The sequence below is a fragment of the Actinomadura sp. NPDC048021 genome, assembly GCF_040653135.1.
In the GTDB taxonomy this organism is placed as follows: Bacteria; Actinomycetota; Actinomycetes; order Streptosporangiales; family Streptosporangiaceae; genus Spirillospora; species Spirillospora verrucosospora.
Genome location: NZ_JBEZJQ010000004.1, coordinates 1 through 24558 on the forward strand (window position 1 = coordinate 1; position 24558 = coordinate 24558).

At 72.1% G+C, this 24558-nt stretch carries 24 protein-coding genes, 4 tRNA genes and 1 pseudogene; 18 read left to right on the top strand and 11 right to left on the bottom strand.

The features are described from left to right. Positions 1-156 precede the first annotated feature (156 nt). The 3 genes from AB0C87_RS08155 (at position 157) to AB0C87_RS08165 (ending at position 3006) form a co-directional block, all read left to right on the top strand. The gene (locus tag AB0C87_RS08155) at positions 157-723 is read left to right on the top strand and encodes a G5 domain-containing protein (RefSeq protein ID WP_353831540.1); all 567 of its coding nucleotides are present in this window, start codon (positions 157-159) and stop codon (positions 721-723) included. Positions 724-816: 93 nt separating this feature from the next. Further along, a complete protein-coding gene (locus AB0C87_RS08160) occupies positions 817-1386 on the top strand; it encodes a TerD family protein (RefSeq protein ID WP_345180622.1) in 570 nt (189 codons plus the stop codon). Positions 1387-1392: 6 nt separating this feature from the next. Next, positions 1393-3006, top strand: coding sequence for a TerD family protein (locus AB0C87_RS08165; protein WP_360576902.1), 1614 nt, complete (start codon positions 1393-1395; stop codon positions 3004-3006). Here AB0C87_RS08165 and AB0C87_RS08170 read toward each other — a convergent pair whose 3' ends face one another. The 5 genes from AB0C87_RS08170 to AB0C87_RS08190 form a co-directional block, all read right to left on the bottom strand. Further along, complete coding sequence (locus AB0C87_RS08170; RefSeq protein WP_360576903.1) at positions 3007-3474, bottom strand: DinB family protein; 468 nt, start codon at positions 3472-3474, stop codon at positions 3007-3009. 16 nt (positions 3475-3490) lie between these two features. Then, positions 3491-4279, bottom strand: coding sequence for a metalloregulator ArsR/SmtB family transcription factor (locus tag AB0C87_RS08175; protein WP_345180629.1), 789 nt, complete (start codon positions 4277-4279; stop codon positions 3491-3493). Positions 4280-4977: 698 nt separating this feature from the next. Beyond that, positions 4978-5049 (bottom strand) — tRNA-Val (locus tag AB0C87_RS08180). Between the two features lie 31 nt (positions 5050-5080). Further along, positions 5081-5151 (bottom strand) — tRNA-Cys (locus AB0C87_RS08185). Between the two features lie 40 nt (positions 5152-5191). Continuing rightward, positions 5192-5263 (bottom strand) — tRNA-Gly (locus AB0C87_RS08190). 127 nt (positions 5264-5390) lie between these two features. On the opposite strand from AB0C87_RS08190, the gene AB0C87_RS08195 reads away from it, so the two are divergent. The 9 genes from AB0C87_RS08195 (at position 5391) to AB0C87_RS08235 (ending at position 16209) form a co-directional block, all read left to right on the top strand. Next, positions 5391-6095: a helix-turn-helix domain-containing protein gene (locus AB0C87_RS08195; RefSeq protein ID WP_360576904.1), complete on the top strand. Its 705-nt coding sequence runs from the start codon at positions 5391-5393 to the stop codon at positions 6093-6095. Further along, positions 6092-7108 (top strand): chorismate-binding protein, encoded by a 1017-nt coding sequence (locus AB0C87_RS08200; RefSeq protein WP_345180633.1) that lies wholly within the window; start codon positions 6092-6094, stop codon positions 7106-7108. Before AB0C87_RS08195 ends, AB0C87_RS08200 begins: the two co-directional genes overlap by 4 nt. Further along, a complete protein-coding gene (locus AB0C87_RS08205) occupies positions 7059-7895 on the top strand; it encodes an aminodeoxychorismate lyase (protein ID WP_345180635.1) in 837 nt (278 codons plus the stop codon). Before AB0C87_RS08200 ends, AB0C87_RS08205 begins: the two co-directional genes overlap by 50 nt. 80 nt (positions 7896-7975) lie before the next feature. Continuing rightward, positions 7976-9400, top strand: coding sequence for an extracellular solute-binding protein (locus AB0C87_RS08210; RefSeq protein ID WP_345180637.1), 1425 nt, complete (start codon positions 7976-7978; stop codon positions 9398-9400). Continuing rightward, positions 9372-10355: a sugar ABC transporter permease gene (locus AB0C87_RS08215; protein ID WP_345180639.1), complete on the top strand. Its 984-nt coding sequence runs from the start codon at positions 9372-9374 to the stop codon at positions 10353-10355. Before AB0C87_RS08210 ends, AB0C87_RS08215 begins: the two co-directional genes overlap by 29 nt. Then, positions 10352-11179, top strand: coding sequence for a carbohydrate ABC transporter permease (locus AB0C87_RS08220; RefSeq protein ID WP_345180641.1), 828 nt, complete (start codon positions 10352-10354; stop codon positions 11177-11179). The genes AB0C87_RS08215 and AB0C87_RS08220 overlap by 4 nt, the downstream gene beginning before the upstream one ends. Then, positions 11179-12333 (top strand): ABC transporter ATP-binding protein, encoded by a 1155-nt coding sequence (locus AB0C87_RS08225; protein ID WP_360576905.1) that lies wholly within the window; start codon positions 11179-11181, stop codon positions 12331-12333. Before AB0C87_RS08220 ends, AB0C87_RS08225 begins: the two co-directional genes overlap by 1 nt. Next, positions 12302-13498 (top strand): CehA/McbA family metallohydrolase, encoded by a 1197-nt coding sequence (locus AB0C87_RS08230; protein ID WP_360576906.1) that lies wholly within the window; start codon positions 12302-12304, stop codon positions 13496-13498. Before AB0C87_RS08225 ends, AB0C87_RS08230 begins: the two co-directional genes overlap by 32 nt. Further along, entirely contained in the window at positions 13489-16209 is a 2721-nt protein-coding gene (locus AB0C87_RS08235; RefSeq protein WP_360576907.1) for an alpha-mannosidase, read from the top strand. The genes AB0C87_RS08230 and AB0C87_RS08235 overlap by 10 nt, the downstream gene beginning before the upstream one ends. Here AB0C87_RS08235 and ppgK read toward each other — a convergent pair. The 3 genes from ppgK to AB0C87_RS08250 are packed head-to-tail and all read right to left on the bottom strand — an operon-like array spanning position 16206 to position 18134. Then, entirely contained in the window at positions 16206-17042 is an 837-nt protein-coding gene (gene ppgK / locus AB0C87_RS08240; protein WP_360576908.1) for a polyphosphate--glucose phosphotransferase, read from the bottom strand. The genes AB0C87_RS08235 and ppgK overlap by 4 nt on opposite strands. 28 nt (positions 17043-17070) lie before the next feature. Then, positions 17071-17391: a multidrug efflux SMR transporter gene (locus AB0C87_RS08245; RefSeq protein ID WP_345180653.1), complete on the bottom strand. Its 321-nt coding sequence runs from the start codon at positions 17389-17391 to the stop codon at positions 17071-17073. Then, positions 17391-18134 carry an SDR family oxidoreductase gene (locus AB0C87_RS08250; protein ID WP_360576909.1) on the bottom strand — a complete coding sequence of 248 codons (744 nt, stop codon included), beginning with the start codon at positions 18132-18134 and terminating at the stop codon, positions 17391-17393. Before AB0C87_RS08250 ends, AB0C87_RS08245 begins: the two co-directional genes overlap by 1 nt. Before the next feature lie 103 nt (positions 18135-18237). Here AB0C87_RS08250 and AB0C87_RS08255 point away from each other — a divergent pair, with 103 nt between their 5' ends. From AB0C87_RS08255 to sthA, 4 genes and pseudogenes are all read left to right on the top strand, one after another. Beyond that, a complete protein-coding gene (locus AB0C87_RS08255) occupies positions 18238-18843 on the top strand; it encodes a helix-turn-helix domain-containing protein (protein ID WP_360576910.1) in 606 nt (201 codons plus the stop codon). Positions 18844-19194: 351 nt separating this feature from the next. After that, positions 19195-19248 (top strand): annotated as a pseudogene (locus AB0C87_RS08260) (hypothetical protein); the annotation flags it as partial. Between the two features lie 67 nt (positions 19249-19315). Next, positions 19316-19477 (top strand): hypothetical protein, encoded by a 162-nt coding sequence (locus tag AB0C87_RS08265; RefSeq protein WP_360577146.1) that lies wholly within the window; start codon positions 19316-19318, stop codon positions 19475-19477. A gap of 347 nt (positions 19478-19824) precedes the next feature. Next, entirely contained in the window at positions 19825-21228 is a 1404-nt protein-coding gene (gene sthA, locus AB0C87_RS08270) for a Si-specific NAD(P)(+) transhydrogenase (protein WP_353831524.1), read from the top strand. Here sthA and AB0C87_RS08275 read toward each other — a convergent pair. Then, on the bottom strand, positions 21225-21638 hold the full coding sequence (locus AB0C87_RS08275; RefSeq protein WP_345180665.1) for an SsgA family sporulation/cell division regulator: 414 nt from the start codon (positions 21636-21638) through the stop codon (positions 21225-21227). The two genes, sthA and AB0C87_RS08275, sit on opposite strands and share 4 nt — an antisense overlap. A 287-nt stretch (positions 21639-21925) precedes the next feature. On the opposite strand from AB0C87_RS08275, the gene AB0C87_RS08280 reads away from it, so the two are divergent. Then, entirely contained in the window at positions 21926-22351 is a 426-nt protein-coding gene (locus tag AB0C87_RS08280) for a TIGR02611 family protein (protein ID WP_353831523.1), read from the top strand. Between the two features lie 86 nt (positions 22352-22437). Further along, positions 22438-22509: transfer RNA gene (locus tag AB0C87_RS08285), tRNA-Val, on the top strand. A 189-nt stretch (positions 22510-22698) separates the two neighbouring features. Here AB0C87_RS08285 and AB0C87_RS08290 read toward each other — a convergent pair. Both AB0C87_RS08290 and AB0C87_RS08295 read right to left on the bottom strand, forming a co-directional pair. Next, positions 22699-24120 carry a hypothetical protein gene (locus tag AB0C87_RS08290; RefSeq protein WP_360576911.1) on the bottom strand — a complete coding sequence of 474 codons (1422 nt, stop codon included), beginning with the start codon at positions 24118-24120 and terminating at the stop codon, positions 22699-22701. 29 nt (positions 24121-24149) lie between these two features. Then, on the bottom strand, positions 24150-24416 hold the full coding sequence (locus tag AB0C87_RS08295) for a helix-turn-helix domain-containing protein (protein WP_360576912.1): 267 nt from the start codon (positions 24414-24416) through the stop codon (positions 24150-24152). Positions 24417-24558 lie beyond the last annotated feature (142 nt).

Here is a 24558-nt window from a genome sequence, read left to right on the forward strand (position 1 = left end):
GCGGTCCCCGGGGCCCTCTTTCTGTTCGGGGCCGGGAGGGTTTTACCTCTTCGGCGAAGAATCCCGGGCCGGATCCGGCCCGGGATTCTTCGCCGATGCCATTGACGCGGATTAACGGACGGGCGGACGATTTCCTCCTACATATGGGGGGAATTCATGAGGCGCGCCATTCTTGTTGTGCTGGCGTCCGCCGCGCTCGTGCCGCTCGGCGCCTGCGGGACGGAAAAGGCCCCGGTCGAGGCGGGTCCGTCGAAAGCCGTGGCGAACACGTCCCCGTCCACCGGTGCGAGCGCGAGCTCTCCGGCCACTCCGACGGCGGTGAAACGCACGGTCACGGAAACGCGGAAGATCCCGTTCAGGACGAGAAAGGTGAACGACGCGTCCCTCGCCAAAGGCGCGACCAAGGTGCGCACTCGCGGGGCCGCCGGACTCAGGACCCTCACCTATGAGGTCACCGTCGCCAATGGCGTGGAGACGGATCGGAAACTGATCCGCGCGGTGGTCACCAGGCGCGCGGTCACCCGCGTCATCGCGGTGGGCACGAAGCAGGCACGGCGGTGCGACCCCAACTACACCGGCGCGTGCGTGCCGATCGCCAGCGACGTCGACTGCGCGGGCGGCAGCGGCGACGGCCCCGGCTACGTGGCGGGCCCCGTCCGCGTGGTGGGCAGCGACATCTACGACCTGGACCGTGACGGTGACGGCATCGCCTGCGACACCTGAGTCGTGAACCGGATGACAAGGAGCGGATCGGCTGAAAGGCTGTGCCCGCACCATGTTCGGGGTGCCTTCGGAAACAGCGAGGAGGCGACGGCCGTGACCGTCTCAATGGTGAAGGGCCAGCGGATATCGCTGGAGAAGCCCGGCGGTGCGCTCAGCATGGTCCGGATGGGACTCGGCTGGGACGCGGTGAAGAAGAAGGGCTTCTTCGGCTCCCGGGAACGGGAGATCGACCTCGACGCCTCCTGCGTGCTCTTCGCCGACGGGAACCTCGCCGACGTCGTCTACTTCGGCAAGCTGGTCAGTGACGACGGCTCGGTCCGGCACACCGGCGACAACCTCACCGGGGCGGGCGACGGCGACGACGAGTCCGTCATCGTCGACCTGGCCCGGCTGCCCGTCCACGTGACCTCGCTGGTGTTCACCGTCAGCTCCTTCAACGGGCAGACGTTCAACGAGGTGGAGAACGCCTTCTGCCGCCTCGTCAACGAGATCGACGGCGGCGAGCTGGCCCGCTACACGCTGACCGGCGGCGGCGCCCACACCGCCATGGTGATGGCCCGCCTCTACCGGCACGGCGAGACCTGGAAGATGAACGCGATCGGCGAGCCCTGCCACGGCCGCACCTTCCAGGACATGCTGCCCACGATCACCGGTCTCGCCTGACCGCCCATGGCCGAACTGTCGCCCGGCGCCAACGCACCGCTGCCCGCCCGGCGCGTGACCGCCACCGCGTCCTGCGCCGTCCCCGTCGACGTGAGCGCCCTGCTCGTGGGTCCCGGCCTGCGGGCGCGCTCCGACGCCGACCTGGTGTTCTACAACGCGCCCGAGGCGCCCGGCGTGCGCTGGTCCGGCGACGGCCGCCAGCGCGTCGAGGTCGACCTGGACGCGGTCCCCGCCGATGCCGCTGCGGTGCTGATCGCGGTCAGCCTGACCGGCGCGACGACCTTCGGCACGATGCCGCCGCCCCGGCTCGCCCTGACTTCCTCGACGGGTGACCCGCTCGTCGAGTTCACCGTCCCGGGTCTGGGCCCGGAGAGGGCGATCATCGGGCTGGAGCTCTACCGCCGCGACGGCCGCTGGAAGGTCCGGGCCGTCGGCCAGGGTTACGCCGGAGGCTTGGCCGAGCTGCTCGAAGCGCACGGCATCGAGGTGGACGACCCGGGCGAGCCCGAACCGGCCCCCGCCATGGGCCCGCCCCCGCCTGCCCCCTCACCCTCGGTCCCGCCGCCCGCGAGCCCGCCGCCCGCGGATTCGCGACCGCCGGCCCCGCCTCCGGCGTCGGAGGTCGGCTACGTCGAGCGGTGCTGGCTCGTCTGGGAGGACGCCAGCCGGTCCCTGGCGGCGTTCCACTCCTCCACCGAGCACGCGCTCGTCCTGCGCAACGAGGAGATCGCAGGGCGCAAGCCGCCCGGCGGCTTCCAGCGGCTCATGGAGGCGGCCGACCAGCGGCTCCGCGCCGACGCGGCGCAGCTCCGCGAGGAACTGGCCCGGGTGGAGCCGCAGGTCACCCCGGAGGCCGCGCCCTTCGACGCGCCGGCGTGGCTCACCTGGCAGCCCCGCGCCGACCTGGCCGAGGCCATGCTGCTCGGCCGCCTGTCCACCGCCGAGCTGCCCGCCCTGCAGGTGCCGCTCATCCTCCGGCTGCCGCTGCGGCGCGCCGTGTGGATCTCGCGGGGGACCATGCCGGGCGACTCGGCCGCCTACGCGTGGTCGCTGGTGACGCGGTTCCTGGCGGCCGTCCCGCCCGGGCTCGCCGGCCTGGAGGTGATCGACGCCGCGGGCCTGTCGGGCGCCGGCTGGCTGCACGGGTTCGACCCGTCCACCACGGCCCGCCTGCTCGGCGGCGGCGTGGCGACGGGCCCGGCGGCCGCCGAACGCCTCCGCCGCCTCCTCGACCTGGTCGACCTGCGCCGCATCGGCGGCGACGACGGCCCGGCCGCGGGACCGCCGCTGCGCATGGTCGTCGTCATGGACGCCGGCGCCGCGCTCGACGGCGAGGAGGCCCACCACCTCCTGCGCCTGGTCGAGGACGGCCCCCTGGTCGGGGTCCCGGTGCTCCTGGTCGAGACCGACACGCCCGCGGCGGAGTCGGTGCGCACCATGCGCGTCCGGCAGTCCTGCAACGACCTGCCCTCCAGCGAGGGCTCCATCGGCGACTCGTGGGTGGGCGCGGAATGGACGCTGACCCCCGACGTCCTCCCGGACACGGTGGGCGGCTCACGGGCTCCCGCCCTGTTCGCCCACGTCCTCGGCATCCACGCCCGCGCTGGCACGGCGCCGTAGTCACGGCTCCAGGGCAAGGATCTGCCGGGTGTGTCCGGGCAGCTCCGTCTCCGCGAGACCGCCGAGGAGGGCGCGCAGGGGCACGGGCTGGTCGACCAGGAGATCGCCGTTCGACACGAGCCGGGTGGGCACCAGGGTGTCGAGTTCGGCGTCGTCGAGCATGGGCCCGAGCGCGCAGAGAGCGTCCGCCTGGGACGCGATGCGGTCCCGGAGCCCCGCGCCGCCACCGGCCTGCGCGACGACGCGCTCGATGGTCCAGGCCTCCTGGGCCATGCGGTTGTCGTAGGTCGCGATCGCGGCCGAGGCGACGGCGGAGACGGCGCTGATCGTGACGGCGCTGACGATGCTGACGTGCGCCAGGATCTGCTCCAGGTTCCATTCGCCCGGCGGCGGGACGGCATCGGAGTCGGCCGCGGCGGCGGCGTCGAGCAGAGCACGGTAGGCGTCCCGCAGCGGAGCGGTGTCCATGATGTCCTCCTTCTCGTCAGGCCTGCGTACCGGCCATCTCCCACGGCACCTGCGGGAGGACGTCGCCGGTCTCCAGCAGCGACTTGAGGTTGGCCACGACGGCCGGCCACCCCTGCGAGATGCCGTTGAGCATCTCCTCGTTGGGAAGGTTCTCGTGGGTCACGGTGAGCCGGACGATGTCGTGGTGCGGCTCGACGAGGAAGGTGACGACCGACGCTTCCCTGGTCGGCTCGACGCCGGGGGAGTCCTCGAAGGTGATGGCCAGGCGCGTCGGCGGTTCGGCCACCAGCACCCGGCCGACGCCGTCGACCACCCCTGACCCGTCGGAGCGCCGGTGCTCCCAGGGCGAGCCCGGCCGCCAGTCCGAGATGTTCTCGTGCCCCCAGTACCGCGCCGTCAGGTCCGCGTCGGTCAGGGCGCGCCACACCTGCTCGGCGCTCGCGCGGATGTAGGTGACATAGACATAGGTCGGGACGGTCGTCGGTTCGCCGGTCATGGCGTACTCCTCTGCCTGGGCCTTGATGGCGCTGAGCACTTGCAGGCGGGGCCTGTCGAACTCGGAGATCCAGCGCTCCTCGATCTCGTGGATCGGCGCCGGGTTGAGGTAGTGGACCCGCTCGCGCCCCCGCCTGACGACGGTCACGAGCCCGGCCCCCACCAGGATGTCGAGATGCTGCGTCGCCGACTGCCGCGCCATGTCCAGCCGCTCGCACAGCTCACGCAGCGTCTGCCCGTTCTGCTCCCGCAACCGGTCGAGCAGAAGCCGCCGCGTGGGATCGGCCAACGCCTTGAAGACCGAATCCATCCCTCCAGAATCCACGCCCTCATTATGCAGGCATCTACCTGCCTAACGTCAACACGCCACCTCACCCGAGGGGACTGCATCACAGCCACAGTGCGTCGCAGCCACCAACAGCGCCTCACCAGGAGCCCCACCTGAGATCGCGCCTGCGCCGGTGTGGGCAGGCGCGCCGGCGCTGCTGAGCCGGACGCAAATCAGCACAGACACGTGCCGCTGATGCCCGCGCGAGCGTCCCAAGAGGACCAGGTCGACGCGTTCTAGGCCGCGCACGTCTCAGACAGGCCGAGGGCGGGGAGAGGAGAAGCCCAGGCGAGGGCCGCTAAGAGTCGGCCGCAAGTCAGGACACGGCGAGGAAGAGGAGGCCACCCGCAGCCGAGGTCGAAAGAGCGCTGCCCAGGTGACGCAAACAGGGAGAGTGCCAGAAACGAGAAGGCAAGGCGAGAAGAGAAGTACCCGAGCCGAACGACGACCTCAAAGGCACGAACGCAACCCCGGCCCGCACGCAGGGGGCGTGGGGGACGGAGTCCCCCACATCGGGGTTCTGGGGGTCGCCCCCCAGAAAAGCATTGCGGGCCACCGGGAAGGTGCCAAAGGCACCGACCACGACGGCCCGACTCGGGGTTCTGGGGGTCGCCCCCCAGGAAAGCATTGCGGGCCACCGGGGAAGGCGCCGAAGGCGCCGACCAAGGTAGCCCGACTCGTGGGCGATACTGGGATTGAACCAGTGGCCTCTACCGTGTCAAGGTAGCGCTCTCCCACTGAGCTAATCGCCCGGGTCCGTGTCCTCCGAAGAGGGACGGGTTGAGGTGGAGACGGGATTTGAACCCGTGTACACGGCTTTGCAGGCCGTTGCCTCGCCTCTCGGCCACTCCACCAGAAGGAGACCTTCTGGTCATAGCCTGAAAGGCCCCTCAGAGCGGAAGACGGGATTTGAACCCGCGACCCTCACCTTGGCAAGGTGATGCTCTACCCCTGAGCCACTTCCGCTTGCGCCCTGCGGCGACGGGGAAAACATTAGCGCGTCCGGGGCGGTGACGCGAACCGGTTTGCGGGGCGGGGCGGGGCGCGGATGCTTCGTCGCTGGTCGAAGGGTGGGTCGCCTAGGCTCGGTGGCATGGGCTCGGAACAGGTCGTGGGTGTGGACTTCGCGCCGGTGGCGGCTCTGCTGGCGGACCGGGCGCGGGCCGCGATGCTGACGGCGCTGCTGGACGGGCGTCCGCTCGCGGCGGGGGAGTTGGCGAGGACGGCGGGGGTGAGCGCCCAGACGGCGAGCGCGCACCTGTCGCGTCTGCTGGACGGCGGGTTCGTGACGGTCGTGAAGCAGGGGCGGCACCGGTACTACCGGTTGCGGGGCCGTGACGTGGCCCAGGTGATCGAGGCGCTGTCGCGGATCAGCCCGCCGGTGCGGGTGAACGGCCTGCGGCAGTCGCGGGAGGCGCGGCGCCTGCACGTGGCGCGGACGTGTTACGACCATCTGGCCGGGCTCGCCGGGGTGACGTTGTTCGCGGCGCTGGTGGACGGCGGCCTGATCGAGGCGGCGGACGGCGACGCCTACGAGGTGACGGAGAAGGGCGAGGAGCGCCTCGGGGCGCTGGGCCTGGATCTGGCGGCGCTGCGGGGGGCGCGGCGGCGGTTCGCCTGGCACTGCCTCGACTGGACGGAGCGGCGGCCGCACCTGAACGGGGCTCTGGGGGAGGCGCTGACCAGCCGGATGATCGAGCTGGGCTGGTTCGAGCGGGGCAGGACGCGGCGGGCGCTTGTGGTGACCGAGACCGGGCTGGCGGGCCTGGCCGATTCGTTCGGGTGCGTGCTCGGGTGAGTTTCGCCTATGCCGGGGGGCTGCTGGCGACCGGGCTCGCGGATGTGACGTCCGATCTCGGGGCGCTGGATTCGCGCGGCTGGTGGGCGGTCGTGGTGACCTATGAGGGGAAGGTCACATGCGCCCGGTTCGAGACGGTCAGGCCCGCGCCGCATCCGGGGGGTCCGTGGACCGGCCCGGGGGAGTGGACGAGTTCGCTGGACGAGGCCGCCTATGTCGCGGGCGTCGAGCGCATCCGCGGCGCGATCGCGGCCGGTGTGGTCTACCAGGCGAATCTCTGCCGGGTGCTCTCCGCGGAGTTGCCCGGCGGCGCCGGCATCGCCGGGCTGGGGGCGAGGCTCGCCGAGCGCCATCCCGCGCCGTACGCGATGACGCTGAAGTTGCCTGGTCTGGAGGTGGCGTCGGCCTCGCCGGAGTTGTACCTGCGGCGGGACGGGCGGGTGGTCGAGTCACGTCCGATCAAGGGGACCGGCAGGACGGCGGAGGACCTGCTGCCCAAGGACCGCGCCGAGAACGTGATGATCGTCGACCTGGTCCGCAACGACCTCGGGCGGGTGGCGGAGACCGGGTCGGTGAGCGTGCCGGAGCTGTGCGCGCTGGAGGAGCATCCGGGGCTCGTCCACCTGGTGTCGGCCGTCCGGGCGCGGCTGGCGGGGGGAGGCTGGCCGGAGCTGATCGCCGCGACGTTTCCTCCCGGTTCGGTGACGGGCGCCCCGAAGTCGAGCGCGCTGAGGCTGCTGGAAGAGCTCGAACCCGTCCCCCGGGGGCCGTACTGTGGGGCCGTCGGCTGGGTGGACGCGGACTCCCGGCGCGGCGCCCTCGCCGTGGGCATCCGGACGTTCTGGGCGCAGGACGGCCTGCTGCGGTTCGGCACCGGCGCCGGCATCACGTGGGGGTCCGATCCGCTTCGCGAGTGGCGCGAGACCGAGCTGAAGGCGGCTCGGCTATTGGAGGTGGCTTCCGGTGACGGAGCAGGCCAGGATCTGGCTGAACGGGGAACTGCTCGACCCTGAGCGGGCGACGGTGTCGGTCTTCGACCACGGCATGCTCGTCGGGGACGGGATCTTCGAGACCGTGAAGGCGACGAACGGGGAGCCGTTCGCGCTGACCCGGCATCTGCGGCGGCTGGCCCGTTCGGCGGCGGGCCTCGGCCTGCCCGAACCCGACCACGACGCCCTGGCGCAGGGCACGCTGGAGGTGCTCGCGGCCGCGCCGAAGTGGCCGCTGGCCCGGATCCGCATCACCTACACGAGCGGCCCGGGCCCGCTCGGCTCCGCGCGCGGCGACGAGGGCCCGACCGTGTCGATCATCGCCGGCCCGCAGGATCCGTTCCCGGCGACGGCGGACGTGACGGTCGTGCCGTGGCCGCGCAACGAGCGGGGCGCGCTGTCCGGCCTCAAGACCACCTCCTACGCGGAGAACGCCCTGGCGCTGGCCTACGCCAAGGAGCGCGGCGGCGGCGAGGCGATCTTCGGCAACACCGCCGGGAACCTGTGCGAGGGGACGGGCAGCAACATCTTCGTCGTGCTCGGGGGCCGGCTGATCACGCCGCCGCTGGCGTCCGGCTGCCTGGCCGGGGTGACGCGCGCGCTCACGCTGGAGTGGTGCGGCGGCGAGGAGGAGGACGTCGCGCTGGAGGACCTGTACCGCGCGGACGAGGCGTTCCTGACCTCCACGACCCGCGACGTCCAGCCGATCCGGGCGGTGGACGGGACGGTCCTCCCGGCGGCCCCGGGCCCGATCACGGCGAAGGCCGTGGAGGCGTTCGCGGCACGGTCCGCCGAGCTGATGGACCCCTGAGCCAGAAAAACGATCTCCGGCTCTTTACGTGATCGAATTCTTCGTTCACGTTATGTGGTGACGCTTGTAGGAGGTCACCCATGGTCTTCTCCAGCAGGGGCTTCTCCAGGAGGCGGATCGGCGCGGCGGCCGCGCTCGCGATGGCGGGCGCGGCGCTCGCCGGGTGCGGCGGCGGGTCCTCGACGGACCCCGACCGGGGCAAGGACGCCAAGAGCTTCTCCCTGACGATCACCCGCAACGCCATCGAGGGCGGCAAGAACACCGAAGAGGCCGTGTGGCTCACCAGAACGGTGATCCCGAAGTTCGTCGCGGCGCAGAAGGCCAAGGGCGTCACCGCGAAGGTGACGTTCCGCGGCCAGGGCGTGGACGACGAGGTGTACAAGACCAAGCTGGCGCTCGACCTGAAGTCGCGCTCCGGCGCCGACATCATGGACATCGACGGCATCTGGGTCGGTGAGTTCGCGCAGGCCGGCTACATCCTGCCGCTCTCGGAGGCGGTCGGCGCCCCCGCCGGCGCCTGGGACGGCTGGTCCCAGATCCCCGGGTCGGTCCAGCGGCTGGCGATGTTCGAGGACGAGCGGTACGGCGTCCCGCCCGGGACCGACGGCCGCCTCATCTTCTTCAACAAGAAGCTGTTCGCGAGGGCCGGGCTGCCCGCCGACTGGCAGCCGAAGAGCTGGCAGGAGATCGTCGCGGCGGGGCGGGCGCTGAAGAAGGTCCCCGGCGTGACCCCGATCCAGCTCAACGCGGGCACCGCGATGGGGGAGGCCACCAGCATGCAGGGGGCGCTCCCGCTGCTGGCCGGGGCGGGCGCCGAGATCTGGGCGGACGGCAGGTGGACGGGCGACGGCCAGGCGCTCAAGCAGGTCCTCGGCCTGTACGCGCAGGTCTACGGCCGCGAGGGCCTCGGCGACCCGAAGCTCCAGCAGGAGGCCAAGGGGCGCGACAAGTCGTTCGAGGAGTTCGCCGCCGGCAAGATCGGGATCCTGTTCGAGGGCGACTACTTCTGGCGGGACGTCCTCAACCCGAAGACCGGCGTGGCGAAGATGGCCGGCCGCGACCAGGACGTCGGCTACGCGCTGATCCCCGCCGTCTCCCAGGGCCGCGGCGTGCGCGGGCAGTCGTTCGTGAGCATGTCGGGCGGCTCGGTGACCGTCCTCAATCCCAACACCCGGTACCCGCAGCAGGCCTTCGAGCTGCTGGCCTTCATGAACTCCCCGGAGATGGTCAAGGCGCGGACGGCCGGCACCCCCGAGATCACGTCCCGGACGGACGTGAACAAGGAGATCCTCGCGGGCGACCCGTTCCTGACGTTCGTGTCGGAGAAGGTGCTGCCCGTCACGTCCTACCGTCCCGGCCTCTCGGCCTACCCGCAGGTGTCGACGGCCTTGCAGGAGGCCACGGCGAGCGTGGTGTCGGGCAAGAGCCCCGACCAGGCCGCCGCCGAGTACGGCAAGAAGCTGGAGGGGATCGTCGGTGGCGCCTCCCACGTCACCCCGCGCTGACGTCGCGTCCCCGGCCGCGTTCTCCGAGGACGACGCGGCCGGGCTGGGACGGGGACGCGCCGCCGCCTTCGTCGCGCCCGCGCTGGTCCTGGTCGCGGTGTTCCTGGTGTTCCCCGCGCTCTGGACGCTCTACCTGGGCACGACCGACTACCGGCTCACGGGCGTCGCCGCCAGCGAGCCGCGGTTCGTCGGGGCCGGCAACTACCGGACGGTGCTCGGCGACGGCGACTTCCACCGGTCGCTGTGGCTGACGCTCCAGTTCGTCCTGGGGTCGGCGGTGATCGGGCAGACCGCGCTCGGCTTCTCGATCGCGTGGGTGATGCGCGACCGCACGGGCCTGCTCAGGCGGCTGGTCGAGGGCCTGGTGCTGCTGGCCTGGATCCTGCCGTCCTCGGTCATCGCGTTCCTGTGGATCGCGCTGCTCGACCGCGACGGCGGGACCCTCAACGCCGTGCTCGGCACACCGGGCACGGCGTGGCTGCTCGACCACCCGATGGCGTGCGTCGTCGTGTTCAACGTCTGGCGCGGCACGGCGTTCTCGATGATGCTCTACGGAGCGGCGATCGGGAACGTTCCACCGTCCCATCTGGAGACGGCCCGGCTCGCGGGCGCCTCCACGTGGCAGACGCTCCGCGACGCGGTGCTCCCGCGCATCAGGGGCCACCTGCTGACGAGCCTGCTGCTGGTCAGCCTGTGGACGTTCAACGACTTCACCCCCTTCCTGATCACCGCGGGCGGCCCGGACGGGCGCTCGGAGATCATGTCGGTGTACGTGTACCGGACGGCGCTCGGGGACGGCCGGCTCGGGTTCGGCGCCGCCATCTCGCTGATCATGATCCTGGTCAACCTGGTGATCGCGCTGGTCTACCTGCGGGCACTGCGCGACCGCGGCCGCGCCCCCGGCGCGGAGGCCGGCGCGGTGAAGGCCGGCGCGGCGGAGGGGGCGGCCGCGTGAACGGCACGGTGCGCGAGCTGCTGCGCCGGATGGGGCTGGCCGTGTTCGTCTCCGCCGTCCTCGGGTTCTTCGCGCTGCCGCTGCTCTGGCTGGCCTTCGCGCCCTTCGACGCGAACCCGGGCATCGCGGCGTCGCTGCCCGAGTTCACCCTGCACAACTTCCGGATCCTGCTGGACAACCCCTACGCGCTCGCGTCGCTGCGCAACTCGGTGCTGCTGGCCGCCGGGACGGCCGCGCTGGTCGTCACGACCGCGTCCCTGGCCGCCTACGCGCTGAGCCGGGTCCGGGTCCCGGGCCGGGACCTGCTGCTGTACGTCCTGCTCCTGCTGTCGTCGATCATCACCGGGACGGCCGCGATGGTGCCGGTGTTCCTGCTGGCCTTCAACCTGCACCTGATCGACTCGCGGCTCGGCGTGGTCCTGGTGCTGACCGGCGGGCTGCTGCCGGCGGCGATCTTCCTGCTGAAGGACTTCACCGACGCCACGCCCACGTCCTACGAGGAGGCCGCGCGGGTGTTCGGCGCCTCCCCGCTCCAGGTCCTGCGGCACGTGGTCGTCCCGGTCATCCGCCCCGGGCTCGCCACCGTGACGGTCTGGACGGTCGCGCAGGTGTGGGGCGACTTCCTCATGCCGTTCCTGCTCCTGCGGAACCCGGACAAGGCCCCCGCCTCGGTGATCATGTACACGTTCTACACCGAGGGCGGCCAGCCGGACCTGCCGCTGATCTCCACGTTCTCGCTGCTGTACTCCCTGCCGGTCGTGCTCATGTACCTGTTCGTCAGCCGCCGGTACGGGTTCCGCTTCCACGGAGGGATCAAGCGCTGATGGGGTCCATCACGATCCGGCGGCTGACGAAGGTGTACCCGGGCGGTGTGCGGGCCCTGGACGCGCTCGACCTCGACATCGGCGCGGGCGAGTTCTTCGCGCTGCTCGGCCCGTCCGGCTGCGGGAAGACGACGCTGCTGCGCACGGTCGCCGGCCTGGAGGCGGCAACCGGCGGGACGATCCGCCTTGGCGACGAGGACGTGACGCGGCTCCAGCCGGGGCGGCGCGACGTCGGCATGGTGTTCCAGGACTACGCGCTGTTCCCGCACATGACCGTCGTGGACAACATCGCCTACCCGCTGCGCGTCAGGAAGCAGAGCCGCGCCGTCCGGCACGGGCGGGCGGCCGAGGCCGCCCGCGAGCTGGGCCTCCAGGGGCTGGAGCGGCGGCGCCCCGGGGAGCTGTCCGGCGGCCAGCAGCAGCGGGTCGCGCTGGCCCGCGCCGTGGTGGCCGACCCGCGGGTCCTCCTGCTGGACGAGCCGCTGTCCAACCTGGACGCGCGGCTCCGCCTGGAGGCCCGCACGTTCCTGAAGAGGTTCCAGCAGCGCCTCGCGTTCACGTCGGTGTTCGTCACCCACGACCAGGCGGAGGCCCTGGCGCTCGCCGACCGGATCGCCGTCATGGAGGCGGGGCGGATCCGGCAGATCGGCACGCCCGCGGAGGTGTTCCGGCGCCCGGCGAACCTGTTCACGGCCTCGTTCATCGGCTCGACGCCGATGAACCTGCTGCCCGGCACGGTCCGCGGCGGGGCCGTCGCGGTCGGCGGGACCGAGATCCCCGTCCCGGAGGAGGCGCGCGGCCTCGTGCCGGACGGGCAGGAGGTCGTCTGCGGGGTACGTCCCGAGTACATGGAGTTCAGCGCCGAGCCGGTGAACGGGGCGTTCGGCGGGAGGGTGTCCGTCGTGGAGAACCTCGGCGCGTCCTCCCTCGTGACCCTGGACGTCGGCGGCGAGACGGTGCGAGTCGTCGTGGGGGAGGGCCGCGAACCCCGGCTCTCCGCCGAAGGGTGGGCGTCGCCGCGTCCGGGGCGCGTCCTGCTCTACCGCGACGGCGAGCTGGTGACGGGCGGCGGCGACCGGGCCGGACGGCCGGCGGCGTCCCTGACCGAGGAGGGAGGAGCGGATGACCGTGCACAGCGGACGGTGGACTCTTGAAGACCGTCTGGAGCAGGGGCTGCGCGAACTCCCCTTCGAGGTCCCGCGGGGCACGGCGTCCGTCACGGTGGAGCTCTCCTTCGACGGCGGCGTGATCGACCTGGGCTGCCATGGGCCGGGCGGATTCCGCGGCTGGTCCGGCGGGGCGCGCCGCCGGTTCACGATAGGCGCCGACTGGGCGACGCCCGGGTACCTCCCCGGCGAGCCGGAGCCGGGCCTCTGGCACGTCTGGCTCGGGCTGCACCGGATCCCACCGGACGGCGTCCCGTACGAGGTCACCGTCACCACCTCTGGGCGGAGCCCAAGGCGGCCGGACGAATCTCCGCCTCCACGTCCGCCGCGTCCGTCCCGCCCGGAACTCCCCGCCCCGGAAGGGATGCGCTGGCTCGCCGGTGACCTGCACTCCCACACCGTCCACAGCGACGGCACGCTCACCGTCCACGAGCTGGCGTGCCTCGCGGCCTCCCGCGGCCTGGACTACCTCGCGGTGACCGACCACAACACCGTCAGCCACCACCCCGAGCTGCCCGCCGCCGGCGCGCACGCCGGGATCCTGCTGCTGCCCGGCCAGGAGGTCACCACCGACCTCGGCCACGCGAACGTCTTCGGCGACACCGGCTGGATCGACTTCCGCGCGCCGAGCGCCGACTGGGCCGCCTCCGCCGCCGCCCGCGGCGGGCTCATGTCGATCAACCACCCGCTCAGCGGCGACTGCGCCTGGCGCCGCCCGCTGCCCGCCGAGCACCGGCCCCGCTTCGCCGAGATCTGGCATTCGTCCTGGTGGGACCGCCGCTGGGGCGCCCCGCTGGCCTGGGCGCAGGTGTGGCGGCCGCAGAGCGTCGTCCCGCTCGGCGGCAGCGACTTCCACGATCCGGCGCAGGAGAAGAGCCTCGGCGAGCCCGTGACCTGGGTCCTCGCCGAGGGAACGGACGTCCTCGGCGGGCTCGCGGCGGGCCGGACGGCCGTGTCCGCCGGCCTGGACGCGCCGGTGCTGCTGCGCGTCGCCGGCGAGCTCGTCGCCCTCGGCGCGGACGGGACCGTGCTGGTCGCCCCGGACGGGCGGCGGACCGCCGTCCGGGGCGACCGCGTCCGGATGCCGGCCGGCGGGGCGGGCATGCACCGACTGGAGACCCACGAGAACGAGGTGATCGCACTGTGCGGGTAGAAGGCCGGACCGGGGACTCGCAGATCGTCGTCGTGCCGCACACCCACTGGGACCGCGAGTGGTACCTGCCGTTCCAGCGCTTCCGGCTCCGCCTGGTGTCGCTGCTGGACGGCGTCATCGAAGGGATGGAGGCCGACCCGCGCTGGCACTTCACGCTGGACGGGCAGATGGCCGCCGTCGACGACTACCTGGAGATCCGCCCCGAGCGGCGCGAGCGCCTGGCCGCGCTCGTCCGCGAGGGCCGGCTGGCCGTCGGGCCCTGGCAGATCCTGCACGACGAGTTCCTGTGCTCGGGGGAGAACATCGTCCGCAACCTGGAGCTCGGGCTGCGGCGCGCGGAGGAGCTGGGCGCCGCGATGATGGTCGGCTACCTGCCCGACCAGTTCGGGCACTGCGCCCAGACACCGCAGATCCTCAAGCTCGCGGGGATCGAGCACGCCTGCGTGTGGCGCGGCGTCCCGGACCGGGTCCGCACCCGCGCGTTCGCCTGGGAGGCGCCGGACGGCACCGCGATCCGCACCCAGTACCTCCCCGAGGGCGGCTACGGCAACGCCGCGTCGATGTTCGAGGAGTTCGAGGACGGCGCGTCCCTGCTGCCCGGCCGCGTCGCCGGGTTCGCGGAGGCGATGGGCCGCTGGTACCCGGCCGGCGGGCCGCTGCTGGCCATGTACGGGGCCGACCACACCGCGCCCGCCCCCGACCTCGCCGACCGGGTCGCCTCCGCCGGGCTCCCGATGCGGCTCGACACGCTCGCCGGGTACTTCGCGGGCGAGACGCCGTCCGTGGACGGCCTGCCCCACGTCCGGGGGGAGCTGCGGTCGCACGCCCGCGCCAACATCCTGCCGGGCGTGCTGTCGGCCCGCGTCCGGCTCAAGCAGCTGATGGGACGCGCCGAGCGGCTCGTGGAGCGGTACGCCGAACCGCTGACGGCCCTCTGGTACACCGGCGACGCCCAGCGGTTCCTCGACCTGGCGTGGCGCCGCCTCATCGAGGTGAGCTGCCACGACTCGGTCACAGGATGCGGCAGCGACGAGACCGCCGAGCAGGTCGCGGCCCGCATGGCGGAGGCCGAGCAGCTCGGCCGCGCGGTCTGCGACCTGGTCACCGCCGAACGCGCCGCGAGGGTGCCGCTCGGCTCGCACCTGGTGTTCAACCCGACCCCCGCCCCGCGAACCGGCCTCGTCACCCTGGACATCCCCTGCGAAGGGGAACCCGGGCTGGAGACGGGGGACGGGCGGCCCGTCCCCGTCCAGACGCTCGACGTCGCGCCCACCGTCCTGGACGACGCCGTCCACCCGGCCTCCGAACTGCCGATACTTCTGGAGCGGGTGTACGGGCGGGTCCTGTTCGGGCAGGAGATCCGCGACTGGACGGTGTCCAGGGAGGACCGCACGCTCACCTTCCACGTGACCTCCCGCGCCGACGTCCGGTTCGACATCGGCGAGGTGCGGGACGCCCTGCGCGACGCCGACGGGGACTGGCGCGTCCGGATCCTGGCCGATCCGCGCCGCACGGTCGCCGCGCTGGTCGACGTGCCCGCCCTGGGGCTCACCGCCGTCCGGCCCGCCGCGCCGGGCGACGCCGCGGAAGGCCCGGTGAGGGCCGAGGGGAACGTCCTGGACAACGGGCTGCTGCGCGCCGAGGTCCGGGAGGACGGCACGCTCCAGCTGCGCACCCCGTCCGGCCACGTCGTCGAAGGGGTCGGCCGCGTCGTGGACGGCGGCGACCTCGGCGACTCCTACAACCACGCGCCGCCCGCCGAGGACCGCATCGTCGGCGACCCCCTGGCGGTGGACGTCCGGCCCGTCTGGGACGGGCCGCTCGTCGCCGCGCTCGACATCGTCCGGAGCTACCGGTGGCCCGCCTCCGGAGACCTCGCCCGCGACGCCCGGTCCGACGCCGAAGAGGACGTGACCGTCACCACCCGCGCGGAACTGCGCGCCGGCGAGCCCTTCCTGCGGCTGCGCGTCGCGTTCGACAACCGGTGCGACGACCACCGCGTCCGGCTGCACATGTCGCTGCCGCGCCAGGCCGGCTCGTCCTTCGCCGAGGGGCAGTTCGCGATCGTCGAGCGCGGGCCCTCGGCGGAGGGCGGCTTCGGGGAGCGGCCGGTGCCGACCTTCCCCGCGTCCGGGTTCGTCGCCGCGGGCGGCCTCGCCGTCCTGCTGGAGCACGTCACCGAGTACGAGGTGCTCGGCGGACGGGAGCTGGCGCTCACCCTGCTGCGCTCGATCGGCTACCTGTCGCGGGACCGCAACGCCTACCGCGACCAGCCCGCCGGGCCGCAGCTTCATACACCGCAGGCCCAGTGCCGGGGCGAGCGCGCGGTCGGCTTCGCGATCATGCCGTACTTCGGTGCGGCGCCCGGAACCGAGGTCCTGCAGGCCGCGGAGGCATACCGCCATGACCTGCTCACCGCCGCCGGTTACGGACGGGCGGCCACGCCCCTCCCGGCCTCCCGGGAGGGCCTCTCGATCACGGGCGACGGCGTGGCGATGACCTCCCTCCGCCTCCGCGACGGCTGGACCGAGACCCGGATGGTCGCCCAGTGCGCGCGGCCCACCACGGCCGTCCTGCGGGGCGACTTCACCGAGGCGACCCGCGTCGACCTGCGCGGACGCCCCGGCATCCCGCTCGACGTGCACGACGGGACGACCACGCTGGCACTGCGCCCCTGGGAGATCGCGACCGTCCGTTTCCGGACGCCCTAACGCGCGGCCTCCAGAGCCCGCGCCGACTCCGCCGCAGTGTCATGAGCGGCCGCGGCCGCAGTGTCATGAGCGGCCTCGGCCGCTGTGTCATGAGCGGCCGCGGCCGCCATCGCCGCCCCCACGATGCCCGCGTTGTTCACCAGCCGCGCCGGGACGATCTCCGCCCGGACCCCCTTGATCAGCGGAAGGAAGTGCTCGGACTTCTTGCTCACCCCGCCCCCCACGATGATCAGCGAGGGGGAGATCAGCGCCTCCAGGTGGGCCATGTACACGCTCAGCCGCTTCGCCCACTTCTTCCAGCTGAGGTCCTCCTCCTCCCGCGCCTTCGCCGCCGCGCGGACCTCGGCGTCCTCGCCGTCGATCTGGAGGTGGCCGAACTCGGTGTTCGGGACGAGGACGCCGTCGGTGAACAGCGCGCTGCCGATCCCCGTCCCCAGCGTGAGCACGACGACCGTCCCGCGCCGCCCGCGGCCCGCGCCGAGCCGCATCTCCGCGATCCCCGCCGCGTCCGCGTCGTTGAGCAGCGTGACCTCCCGCCCGGTCGCGTCCGCGATCAGCGCTCGCGCCTCCAGCCCGATCCACCGCCCGGACACGTTCGCCGCCGACATCGTCACGCCGTCGACCACCACGCCGGGATAGGTGACCCCGACCGGGCCGTCCCACCCGAAATGCTCCACGACCTGCGCGAGCACCTTCGCGACCGCCTTGGGCTTCGACGGCTGCGGCGTGTCCACCCGGAACCGCTCCCGGGTGAACGTCCCGTCCGAAAGGTCGACCGGCGCGCCCTTGATCCCCGACCCGCCGATGTCGATCCCCAGCATCTCCCTCGCCATGCCCCCACTCTGCCCGATCTCCGCGCCGCTAAGAGCTCTCCAGCACCTGCAGACCGACCACGCCGACGACGATCAGGCCGAGGAACGCCAGCCGGGCCGGCGACGCGCTCTCCCCGAACGCGATCATGCCGACCACCGCGACGCCGAGCGCCCCCAGCCCGACGAACACCGCGTACGCCGTCCCGACCGGCAGGGTTCGCAGCGACAACGACAGCACCACGACGCTGAGCAGCGCGACCGACAGGCCGATGACGGTCGGCCAGAGCTTCGTCAGGCCGTCCGACTGCTTCAGCGCCGTCGCCCACACCAGTTCCGTCAACCCCGCGATCAGCAGGAAAACCCAGGCCATCAGGCTGCATACCCCCCGTCCACGGCGATCGCCGCACCCGTGACATAGTCCCCGCCCGGGCCCGCCAGATGCGCGACCATCGCGGCGATCTCCTCGGCGCGCCCGTACCGCCCGAGGGCCGTGAACCCGCGCTCGAACTCGGCGTCGGGGGAGTCGGCGGGGTTCATTTCCGTGTCGGTCGAGCCCGGCTGCACCACGTTCGCGGTGATCCCGCGCGGCCCGAGATCGCGGGCCAGACCCCGGGTGAGGCCCGTGAGCGCCGACTTGCTCATGGCGTACAGCGTCCACCCGGCGTAGGGGACGCGCTCGGCGAGGCTGCTGCCGATGTTGATGACCCGCCCGCCCGGTCCGAGATGCCGGGACGCCGCCTGCGCCGCGACGAAGGCCGCCCGGACGTGGATCGCCAGGGTCCGGTCGAGCTCGTCGACCGACACGTCCTCCAGCGGCCCGTAGGGGGCGATCCCGGCGTTGTTGACCAGGATGTCGAGCCTGCCCAGTTCCGCCGCCGCCTGGTCGACCGCCGCGACGACGGCCGCGGGGTCGGCCGCGTCGGCGGCGATCGCCAGCCCACGCCCGCCCGCCGCCTCGATGTCGCGGACGACGCCGCGGGCCCGTTCCGGGGCCCGCACGTAGGTCACCGCGACGTCGGCGCCGTGCCGCGCCAGCCGCCGCGCGATCGCCGCCCCGATGCCGCGCCCGCCGCCCGTCACCAGCGCGGCCCGTCCCGTCAGCTCCGCCGTCATCTCAACTCCCTAACCGGAGAAAGTTCCACTTAGCCGAGCTTAACCGGAGAATATTCCGGATACAAACCGGTTAGGCTGGTGTGCCGTGCCGAGAGGGGGCTGGATGCGGGAGCTGCCCGTGGTGGGGCGGCCGCCCGCCGAGCGCGCGGACGCGACGCACAACCGCCGCCGCATCCTGCGCGCGGCCGCGGAGATGATCGCGACCCGCGGGCCCGAGGCCGTCTCCATGGACGAGGTCGCGCGGGCCGCCGGGGTCGGCGTCGGCACCGTGTACCGCCGGTTCGGAGACCGGGCCCGGCTCGTCTACGCCGTGATCGACGACCTCGAGCGCGACTTCCAGGCCGCGTTCATCCAGGGCCCTCCGCCGCTCGGCCCGGGCGCGGCCCCCGCCGAACGCGTCCGCGCCTTCCTGCACGCCCTGGCCGACCGCACCGAGGCCCAGGCGGACCTGCTGCTGATGGCCGAGGCCGACCCGCCCGAGGCCCGCTTCCGCGAGGGCTCCTACATGCTCTACCACCGGCATCTGGCGATGCTGCTCCGCGAGATCCGCCCCGGCGCCGACGCCGCCTACCTGGCCGACGCCCTCCTCGCCCCCCTCGCCGCGAACCTGTTCCTCTACCAGCGCCGGACGCGCGGCATGCCCCTCGACCGCATCAAGGCGGGCCTGGACACGCTCGCCGAAGACCTCACCGCACCCCGGGAGCGATGATCCTTCGCCGCCGTCCGGACGAGGGCGCCGGGAACCGTGAGGGCGAAGCCCGACCGCGCCCACCGGCGGTGTGACGGGGCCAAGAGGCGGCCATCTCAGAGGCGCGGCGCCAGCAGGGTGAACGCCTGGTCGATGAGGGCGGCGCGGTCAGCGGAGCCGTCCAACCGCAGCCACTCGCGGGCGGCCGCGTCCAGCGCGGCGCCGGCAGCGGCGGTGAGCAGATCGGCGGTGAAGGCGTCGAGGGGGTCGCCGGGTCCTTCCCTCAGCGCGGCGCTGATCCGATCGCGCAGCTCGTCGCGTTTCGCCGAGCACTACGACCGCCTCGACGTCCTGGTCAACAACGCCGGGGGCATGAACGCCGAGCGGTGGCTCACGCGGGACGGCGTCGAGGCCACGTTCGCCGTCAACGTCCTCGCGCCGTACGTCCTCACCTGCCTGCTCCTGCCGATGCTGCGCGGCGGGCGCGGCGCGCGTGGTCAACCTGACCGGCGGCATGCCCGGCGGGACGATCGATCCCGGCAACCTGCAAGGGGAGAAGAAGTACCTCGGGTGGAGGTTCGCGCACTACAACCACGCCAAGACGGCCCTCATGGCGATGAGCCACCGGTTCGCCTCCCACCTGGACGGGGGGTGACCGTCAACGTGGCCTACCCCGGCCACGCCTACACCCCGGGGAACCGGGCCACGCCCATGCGCGCGTTCCCCTACCTCTACCGGCCCGCCGCCCCGCTGATCAGGCTGCTGGGGCCCCTGCTCCAGCGTCCACCTGGCGTCCAGCCCGGAGATGGAGGGCGTCACCGGTGCGTATGTCGACGCCAGGGCGCGCCGCGCGGCCTGGCCGTCCGACGCGCGGGGGCAGCAGGCGGTGTGGTCGGCGTGCGAACGCCTCAGCGGTCTGAACCCGGGGTGAAGCCGTACGGGCCGGGGGAATCGTTCCCTGAAGCCCTTATCGGGCGGACCGCCAGGCGTCACACTGGCGGAGTGAGCGACTTCGATCTCCTCGTCCTCGGCTCGGGACCCGGCGGGCAGCGCGCGGCCATCGCCGCCGCCAAGCTCGGCCGCAAGGTCGGCATCGTCGACCGCCGCGACATGATGGGCGGTGTCTGCATCAACACCGGAACGATCCCGTCCAAGACGCTCCGCGAGGCCGTCCTCTACCTGACCGGCCTCAACCAGCGCGAGCTGTACGGGCAGAGCTACCGGGTCAAGGACGAGATCACCGTCGCCGACCTCGGGATGCGCACCCAGCACGTCATCGGCCGCGAGACCGACGTCGTCCGCAGCCAGCTCGCCCGCAACCGCGTCACCGTGCTGCCCGGCACCGGCCGCTTCCTGGAACCCGACACGATCGCCGTCAGCGGGGCCGGCGACCGCGAGCAGAAGCTCACCGCCGACCGCATCGTGATCGCGACGGGCACCCGTCCCGCCCGGCCCGAGACCGTCGACTTCGACGACCGGACGATCATCGACTCCGACGGCATCATCCACATGGACCGCATCCCCGAGACCATGGTCGTCGTCGGCGCCGGCGTGATCGGCATCGAGTACGCCTCCATGTTCGCCGCGCTCGGAACCAAGGTCACCGTCGTCGAGCGCCGCGAGCGCATGCTGGAGTTCTGCGACCTGGAGATCGTCGAGGCGCTCAAGTACCACCTGCGCGACCTGGCCGTCACCTTCCGGTTCCGCGAGAGCGTCGCGTCCGTCGAGCGGATGGCGCACGGCGCGATCACCGTCCTGGAGAGCGGCAAGCGGATCCCCGCCGACACCGTCATGTACTCCGCCGGACGCCACGGCATGACCGGCGACCTGTGCCTGGAGGCCGCGGGCCTCACCGCCGACCACCGCGGCCGGATCAAGGTCGACGAGCACTACCGCACCGAGGTCCCGCACATCTACGCCGTCGGGGACGTGATCGGGTTCCCGTCCCTCGCGGCCACCTCGATGGAGCAGGGCCGCCTCGCCGCCCACCACGCCTGCGACGAGCCCGTCTCGCAGATCCACGAGACCCAGCCCATCGGCATCTACACCATCCCCGAGATCAGCTTCGTCGGCCTCACCGAGGACGCCCTGACCGAGGCCAAGGTCCCCTTCGAGGTGGGCGTGTCCCGCTACCGCGAACTGGCCCGCGGCCAGATCATCGGGGACTCCTACGGGATGTTGAAACTCCTCGTCTCACCGGAGGACCGGCGCCTCCTCGGCGTCCACGTCTTCGGCACCGGCGCCACCGAGCTCGTCCACATCGGCCAGACGGTCATGGGCTGCGGCGGCACGATCGACTACCTGGTCAACGCCGTCTTCAACTACCCCACCCTGGCCGAGTCCTACAAGGTCGCCGCCCTGGACGCCATGAACAAGATGCGCCACATCGCCCGCCTGTCCGGCTAGGACGGCCAGAGCAGGTTCTCCAGCTCGGCGTCGATGTCGATGAACTCGCTCTCCTCGCCGGCGGGCACCGCCTGGTACGTCCGGTGGAGGAAGTCGGCGAGAGGGGAGAGCGGCACCTCGAACAGCGCGTCCCCGAACGGGGAGGACAGCGCGATGTTGAGCGTGCCGTCGTCCTCGCCGGGCCAGACCTCCACGTCCCCGTTCCCGACCTTGCGCACGATGCCGACGGTGAGCAGCTCCCGAGCGAAGATCCACTCGACCGGCTCGTCGTCGCCCACGTAGAAGGCCATCCGGATCGCGTACGGGTCGTCGGCCGCGTACTCCAGCCCGGCCAGCAGAGGGACGGTCGTGCGGTCGGGGACGACGAGACGAAGGCCCAGCTCTGCTGAGACGGTGGTACTGCTGTTCATGGCCATTCCCTCTTACGTCGGTCCCGCTGGCTCACGGGGTGCCTCGGTGGCGGTACTCCTTCCCACCGACATCCCCGCGATCTATGACGCCTAACTGCCTGAACTCGGCCGAACATTCCGGCGTCCCCGGCGTTTGTGATCCATCTCACCATAGCAAAACCCGCGTCTGACCTGGGCAAAAGCGGATCATTCGCAAGATTCCTTCGTGCCGCCCCGCCTGCCCCGCGGCCCGATCCGCCCACCCTCGCGGCCTCCCGAGCGCCCATCCGCTGGCTTAGAGTAAAACCGTGGCAATAAATCATGAAAAGGACGCCCCGCCCCCGGAACCGCGCCTCTCCCACCGCTTCCGCGCCCGCATCCGGCGCAACCCGCTCCTCAACACCGCCTGGCGCGCCGGCGTCTTCCTCACCGGTGCCGCCGTCCTCGCCGGCGGCCTGATCATGATGGTGACCCCCGGCCCCGGCCTCCTCGGCATCGTCATCGGCCTCGCCATCCTCGCCACCGAGTTCGCCTGGGCCCAGCGCGCCCTCCACCGCGCCAGGACCGCCGCCGACCGAGCCAAGGAGAAGGCCCTCGACCCCCGCGCCCGCCGCCGCAACACCATCCTCGGCGCCCTCGCCGCCGCCGCCCTGGCAGCCGCCCTGACCGCCTACCTGGCCGTCTACGGCGCCACCCTCCCCTGGAACATCGAAGACCCCACCTTCTGGACCTGACCCAAGCCCCGCACCCCCGCAAACCGGCGCGCGACCACCCCCGCAGATGCGCTAGAGTTTCCGACGTCGGAACACGCGTTCCGCAGGGGCGATTAGCTCAGTGGGAGAGCGCTTCGTTCACACCGAAGAGGCCACTGGTTCGAACCCAGTATCGCCCACCCCCATGACACAGGCCCTCCCGCACACCTGCGGCAGGGCCTGATTGATCAACTGGGAGGATTTTGGGAGATCATCTCCCTCCCACCCAAACGAGGCCACAAGAACGCCCCACTCTTGCTCACTCTGCGTAGTCATGCAGCGGGGGCGGGACGAGGCCTCATCCCACCCCCCACCAGCATGACGGGCCGCTAGGCGCTCAAGATCGAGACCGGGGCCTGAACCCGCCTCTGCGTACCCTCCAGCAGCCCGTTGAGCACGGGAACCGGCGAACTTCCACTGAGCCGAAGCCGTTCCTGCAGCGAGATCTCCCAGCGCGTCTGGAGCTTGGCCTTCAGGTCGTCTCGCATGGTGTCCGAGACGTGGGAGTACACGCCGCGTATGCCAGGCACGGTGTGACCGAGCCGTTCGGCCTGGAGCACCTCCGGAATGGCGTCCTCCAGCATCCAGGTCTTGTGGCTGTGCCGCAGCCCGTGCGGCGTGAGCCCCTCGATGAGCGGCAACCACACCGACGGCGAGTGCTCTTCGGTAACCACCCGGATCCCCTTCCCCCTGGGCGGCTGGAAAGGCTGCCCGGGGACGGCGTCAGGCCACGGTGGAACCGGCGTCCCCGGCCATACCGTCGTGTCCGCCAGGACGCGCTTTCCGGTCTGCCGCGTGCCCTTGGGGTATCGACCGTCCGCCGCGGGCTGGAAAACCCGCCGAGCGTAGTGGGAACGACGATGATGAGCACCCTCAGAGCTGAGGAACAGGTACTGCCCGCGCCCGCCGCAGACAGGCGCCCGCCCCGGACAGGCGCAGCGGCCAGGCGTCCGAAGGCTCTGCTCCGAGACGAGCGCCGACAGGAAGGGCGGCAGATCGACCGGCCGGTGCGAGTCATCCTTCGGCGGCACCTTCTCCAGCCGCCCTGCCAGCTCCCGCAGCTGCCAGTCGACCTGGATCCGGTCGAGTCGGCACGCCGGCCGCTCCAGCCCGTGCACCTCGCCCCACCGCATGCCGGTGTAGGCGGTCAGGACGATCAGCACGAAGTCGTCATCCCGCCCAGACAGCAGCGCACACCGCTCCGCCAGCAGCAGGGTCTGCAGGGGAGTCGCCCAGACCTTCTCTGGCCCCCGCACCGCGATGGCCCGCCGCGCCCGCTTCCGCCCGCGCCCCCGCCGCTTGACGGCGACGTTGGTCGCGACCATCCCGCGTTCCTTGGCATCTCCAAGGATCGTGCCCAGCAGCGACCGGGCATCGGCTGCGGTCCGGTGCGAGAACCCTCTGTTCCGTGTCCGCTTCTCCCAGGCCACGATCTCCTCGGGGCTGGTGAGGGTGTTGACCGGCCGGTTCCCGAACGTCGGCACGATGTGGTGATCGATCAGGTACCGGTACTTGGCCTCGGTCGTGGCCTCCAGATCCTGCCCCGACCACCACAGCTCGACCCAGTCGGCCAGTAACGCCGCCCCGTCACGAGGATCGTTCCAACTATGTCGCCGGATACCGGCCTCCTGCTCCTCACCCCAGTTCAGCGCGGCCTTCTTCGTCTCGAACCCCGACTGCGAGGCCGAGCTGCCATCCGGCCGCATGTACCGGACCCGCCACTTGTTTCCACGCTTTTCGGCATACGCCATGACTTGCTCCTCCTTGTGTCTTCCGCGGCTCAGAACCGGCCGCGCCGCCGGCGGACCACCGGCTGCTTGGCGCCGGCCGCGATGATCCCGGCGATGTCCTGATCGCTGAACCGCAGGTGCTTGCCGATGAAGGTGCACGGGATGACCCGCGCACTGGCCTTCTTTCGCAGCCACGACTCGCGCACCTGCAACATCGCCGCCGCCTCGGCAGGCGTGTACAGCCGGACATCGGGACCGGACCTGTGTTCTGGATCGGCATCATGCCGCTGAGCGCTCGAATCACCCTGCAAGGTCACACCTCGCTCTCGCCACCGGACCGCAGGAGGCGCGAGCACGCGCCCGCTCCTACGGCTCCACGTCAGGGACCGAAAGCACCCTTCGCAAGAGATAGACGACCTTGACCCTAAGTTTACACGGAGAGTAGTCAGATAAGTACGT

Bases quoted from the DNA above. Each gene is read 5' to 3' on its own strand.
- ppgK (WP_360576908.1), bottom strand. From the start codon at position 17,042: ATGGCGAGGGAGATGCTGGGGATCGACATCGGCGGGTCGGGGATCAAG.
- AB0C87_RS08245 (WP_345180653.1), bottom strand. From the start codon at position 17,391: ATGGCCTGGGTTTTCCTGCTGATCGCGGGGTTGACGGAACTGGTGTGG.
- AB0C87_RS08195 (WP_360576904.1), top strand. From the start codon at position 5,391: ATGGGCTCGGAACAGGTCGTGGGTGTGGACTTCGCGCCGGTGGCGGCT.
- AB0C87_RS08250 (WP_360576909.1), bottom strand. From the start codon at position 18,134: ATGACGGCGGAGCTGACGGGACGGGCCGCGCTGGTGACGGGCGGCGGG.
- AB0C87_RS08255 (WP_360576910.1), top strand. From the start codon at position 18,238: ATGCGGGAGCTGCCCGTGGTGGGGCGGCCGCCCGCCGAGCGCGCGGAC.
- AB0C87_RS08170 (WP_360576903.1), bottom strand. From the start codon at position 3,474: ATGGACACCGCTCCGCTGCGGGACGCCTACCGTGCTCTGCTCGACGCC.
- AB0C87_RS08290 (WP_360576911.1), bottom strand. From the start codon at position 24,120: ATGGCGTATGCCGAAAAGCGTGGAAACAAGTGGCGGGTCCGGTACATG.
- AB0C87_RS08165 (WP_360576902.1), top strand. From the start codon at position 1,393: ATGGCCGAACTGTCGCCCGGCGCCAACGCACCGCTGCCCGCCCGGCGC.
- AB0C87_RS08155 (WP_353831540.1), top strand. From the start codon at position 157: ATGAGGCGCGCCATTCTTGTTGTGCTGGCGTCCGCCGCGCTCGTGCCG.
- AB0C87_RS08225 (WP_360576905.1), top strand. From the start codon at position 11,179: ATGGGGTCCATCACGATCCGGCGGCTGACGAAGGTGTACCCGGGCGGT.
- AB0C87_RS08175 (WP_345180629.1), bottom strand. From the start codon at position 4,279: ATGGATTCGGTCTTCAAGGCGTTGGCCGATCCCACGCGGCGGCTTCTG.
- AB0C87_RS08230 (WP_360576906.1), top strand. From the start codon at position 12,302: ATGACCGTGCACAGCGGACGGTGGACTCTTGAAGACCGTCTGGAGCAG.
- AB0C87_RS08275 (WP_345180665.1), bottom strand. From the start codon at position 21,638: ATGAACAGCAGTACCACCGTCTCAGCAGAGCTGGGCCTTCGTCTCGTC.
- AB0C87_RS08210 (WP_345180637.1), top strand. From the start codon at position 7,976: ATGGTCTTCTCCAGCAGGGGCTTCTCCAGGAGGCGGATCGGCGCGGCG.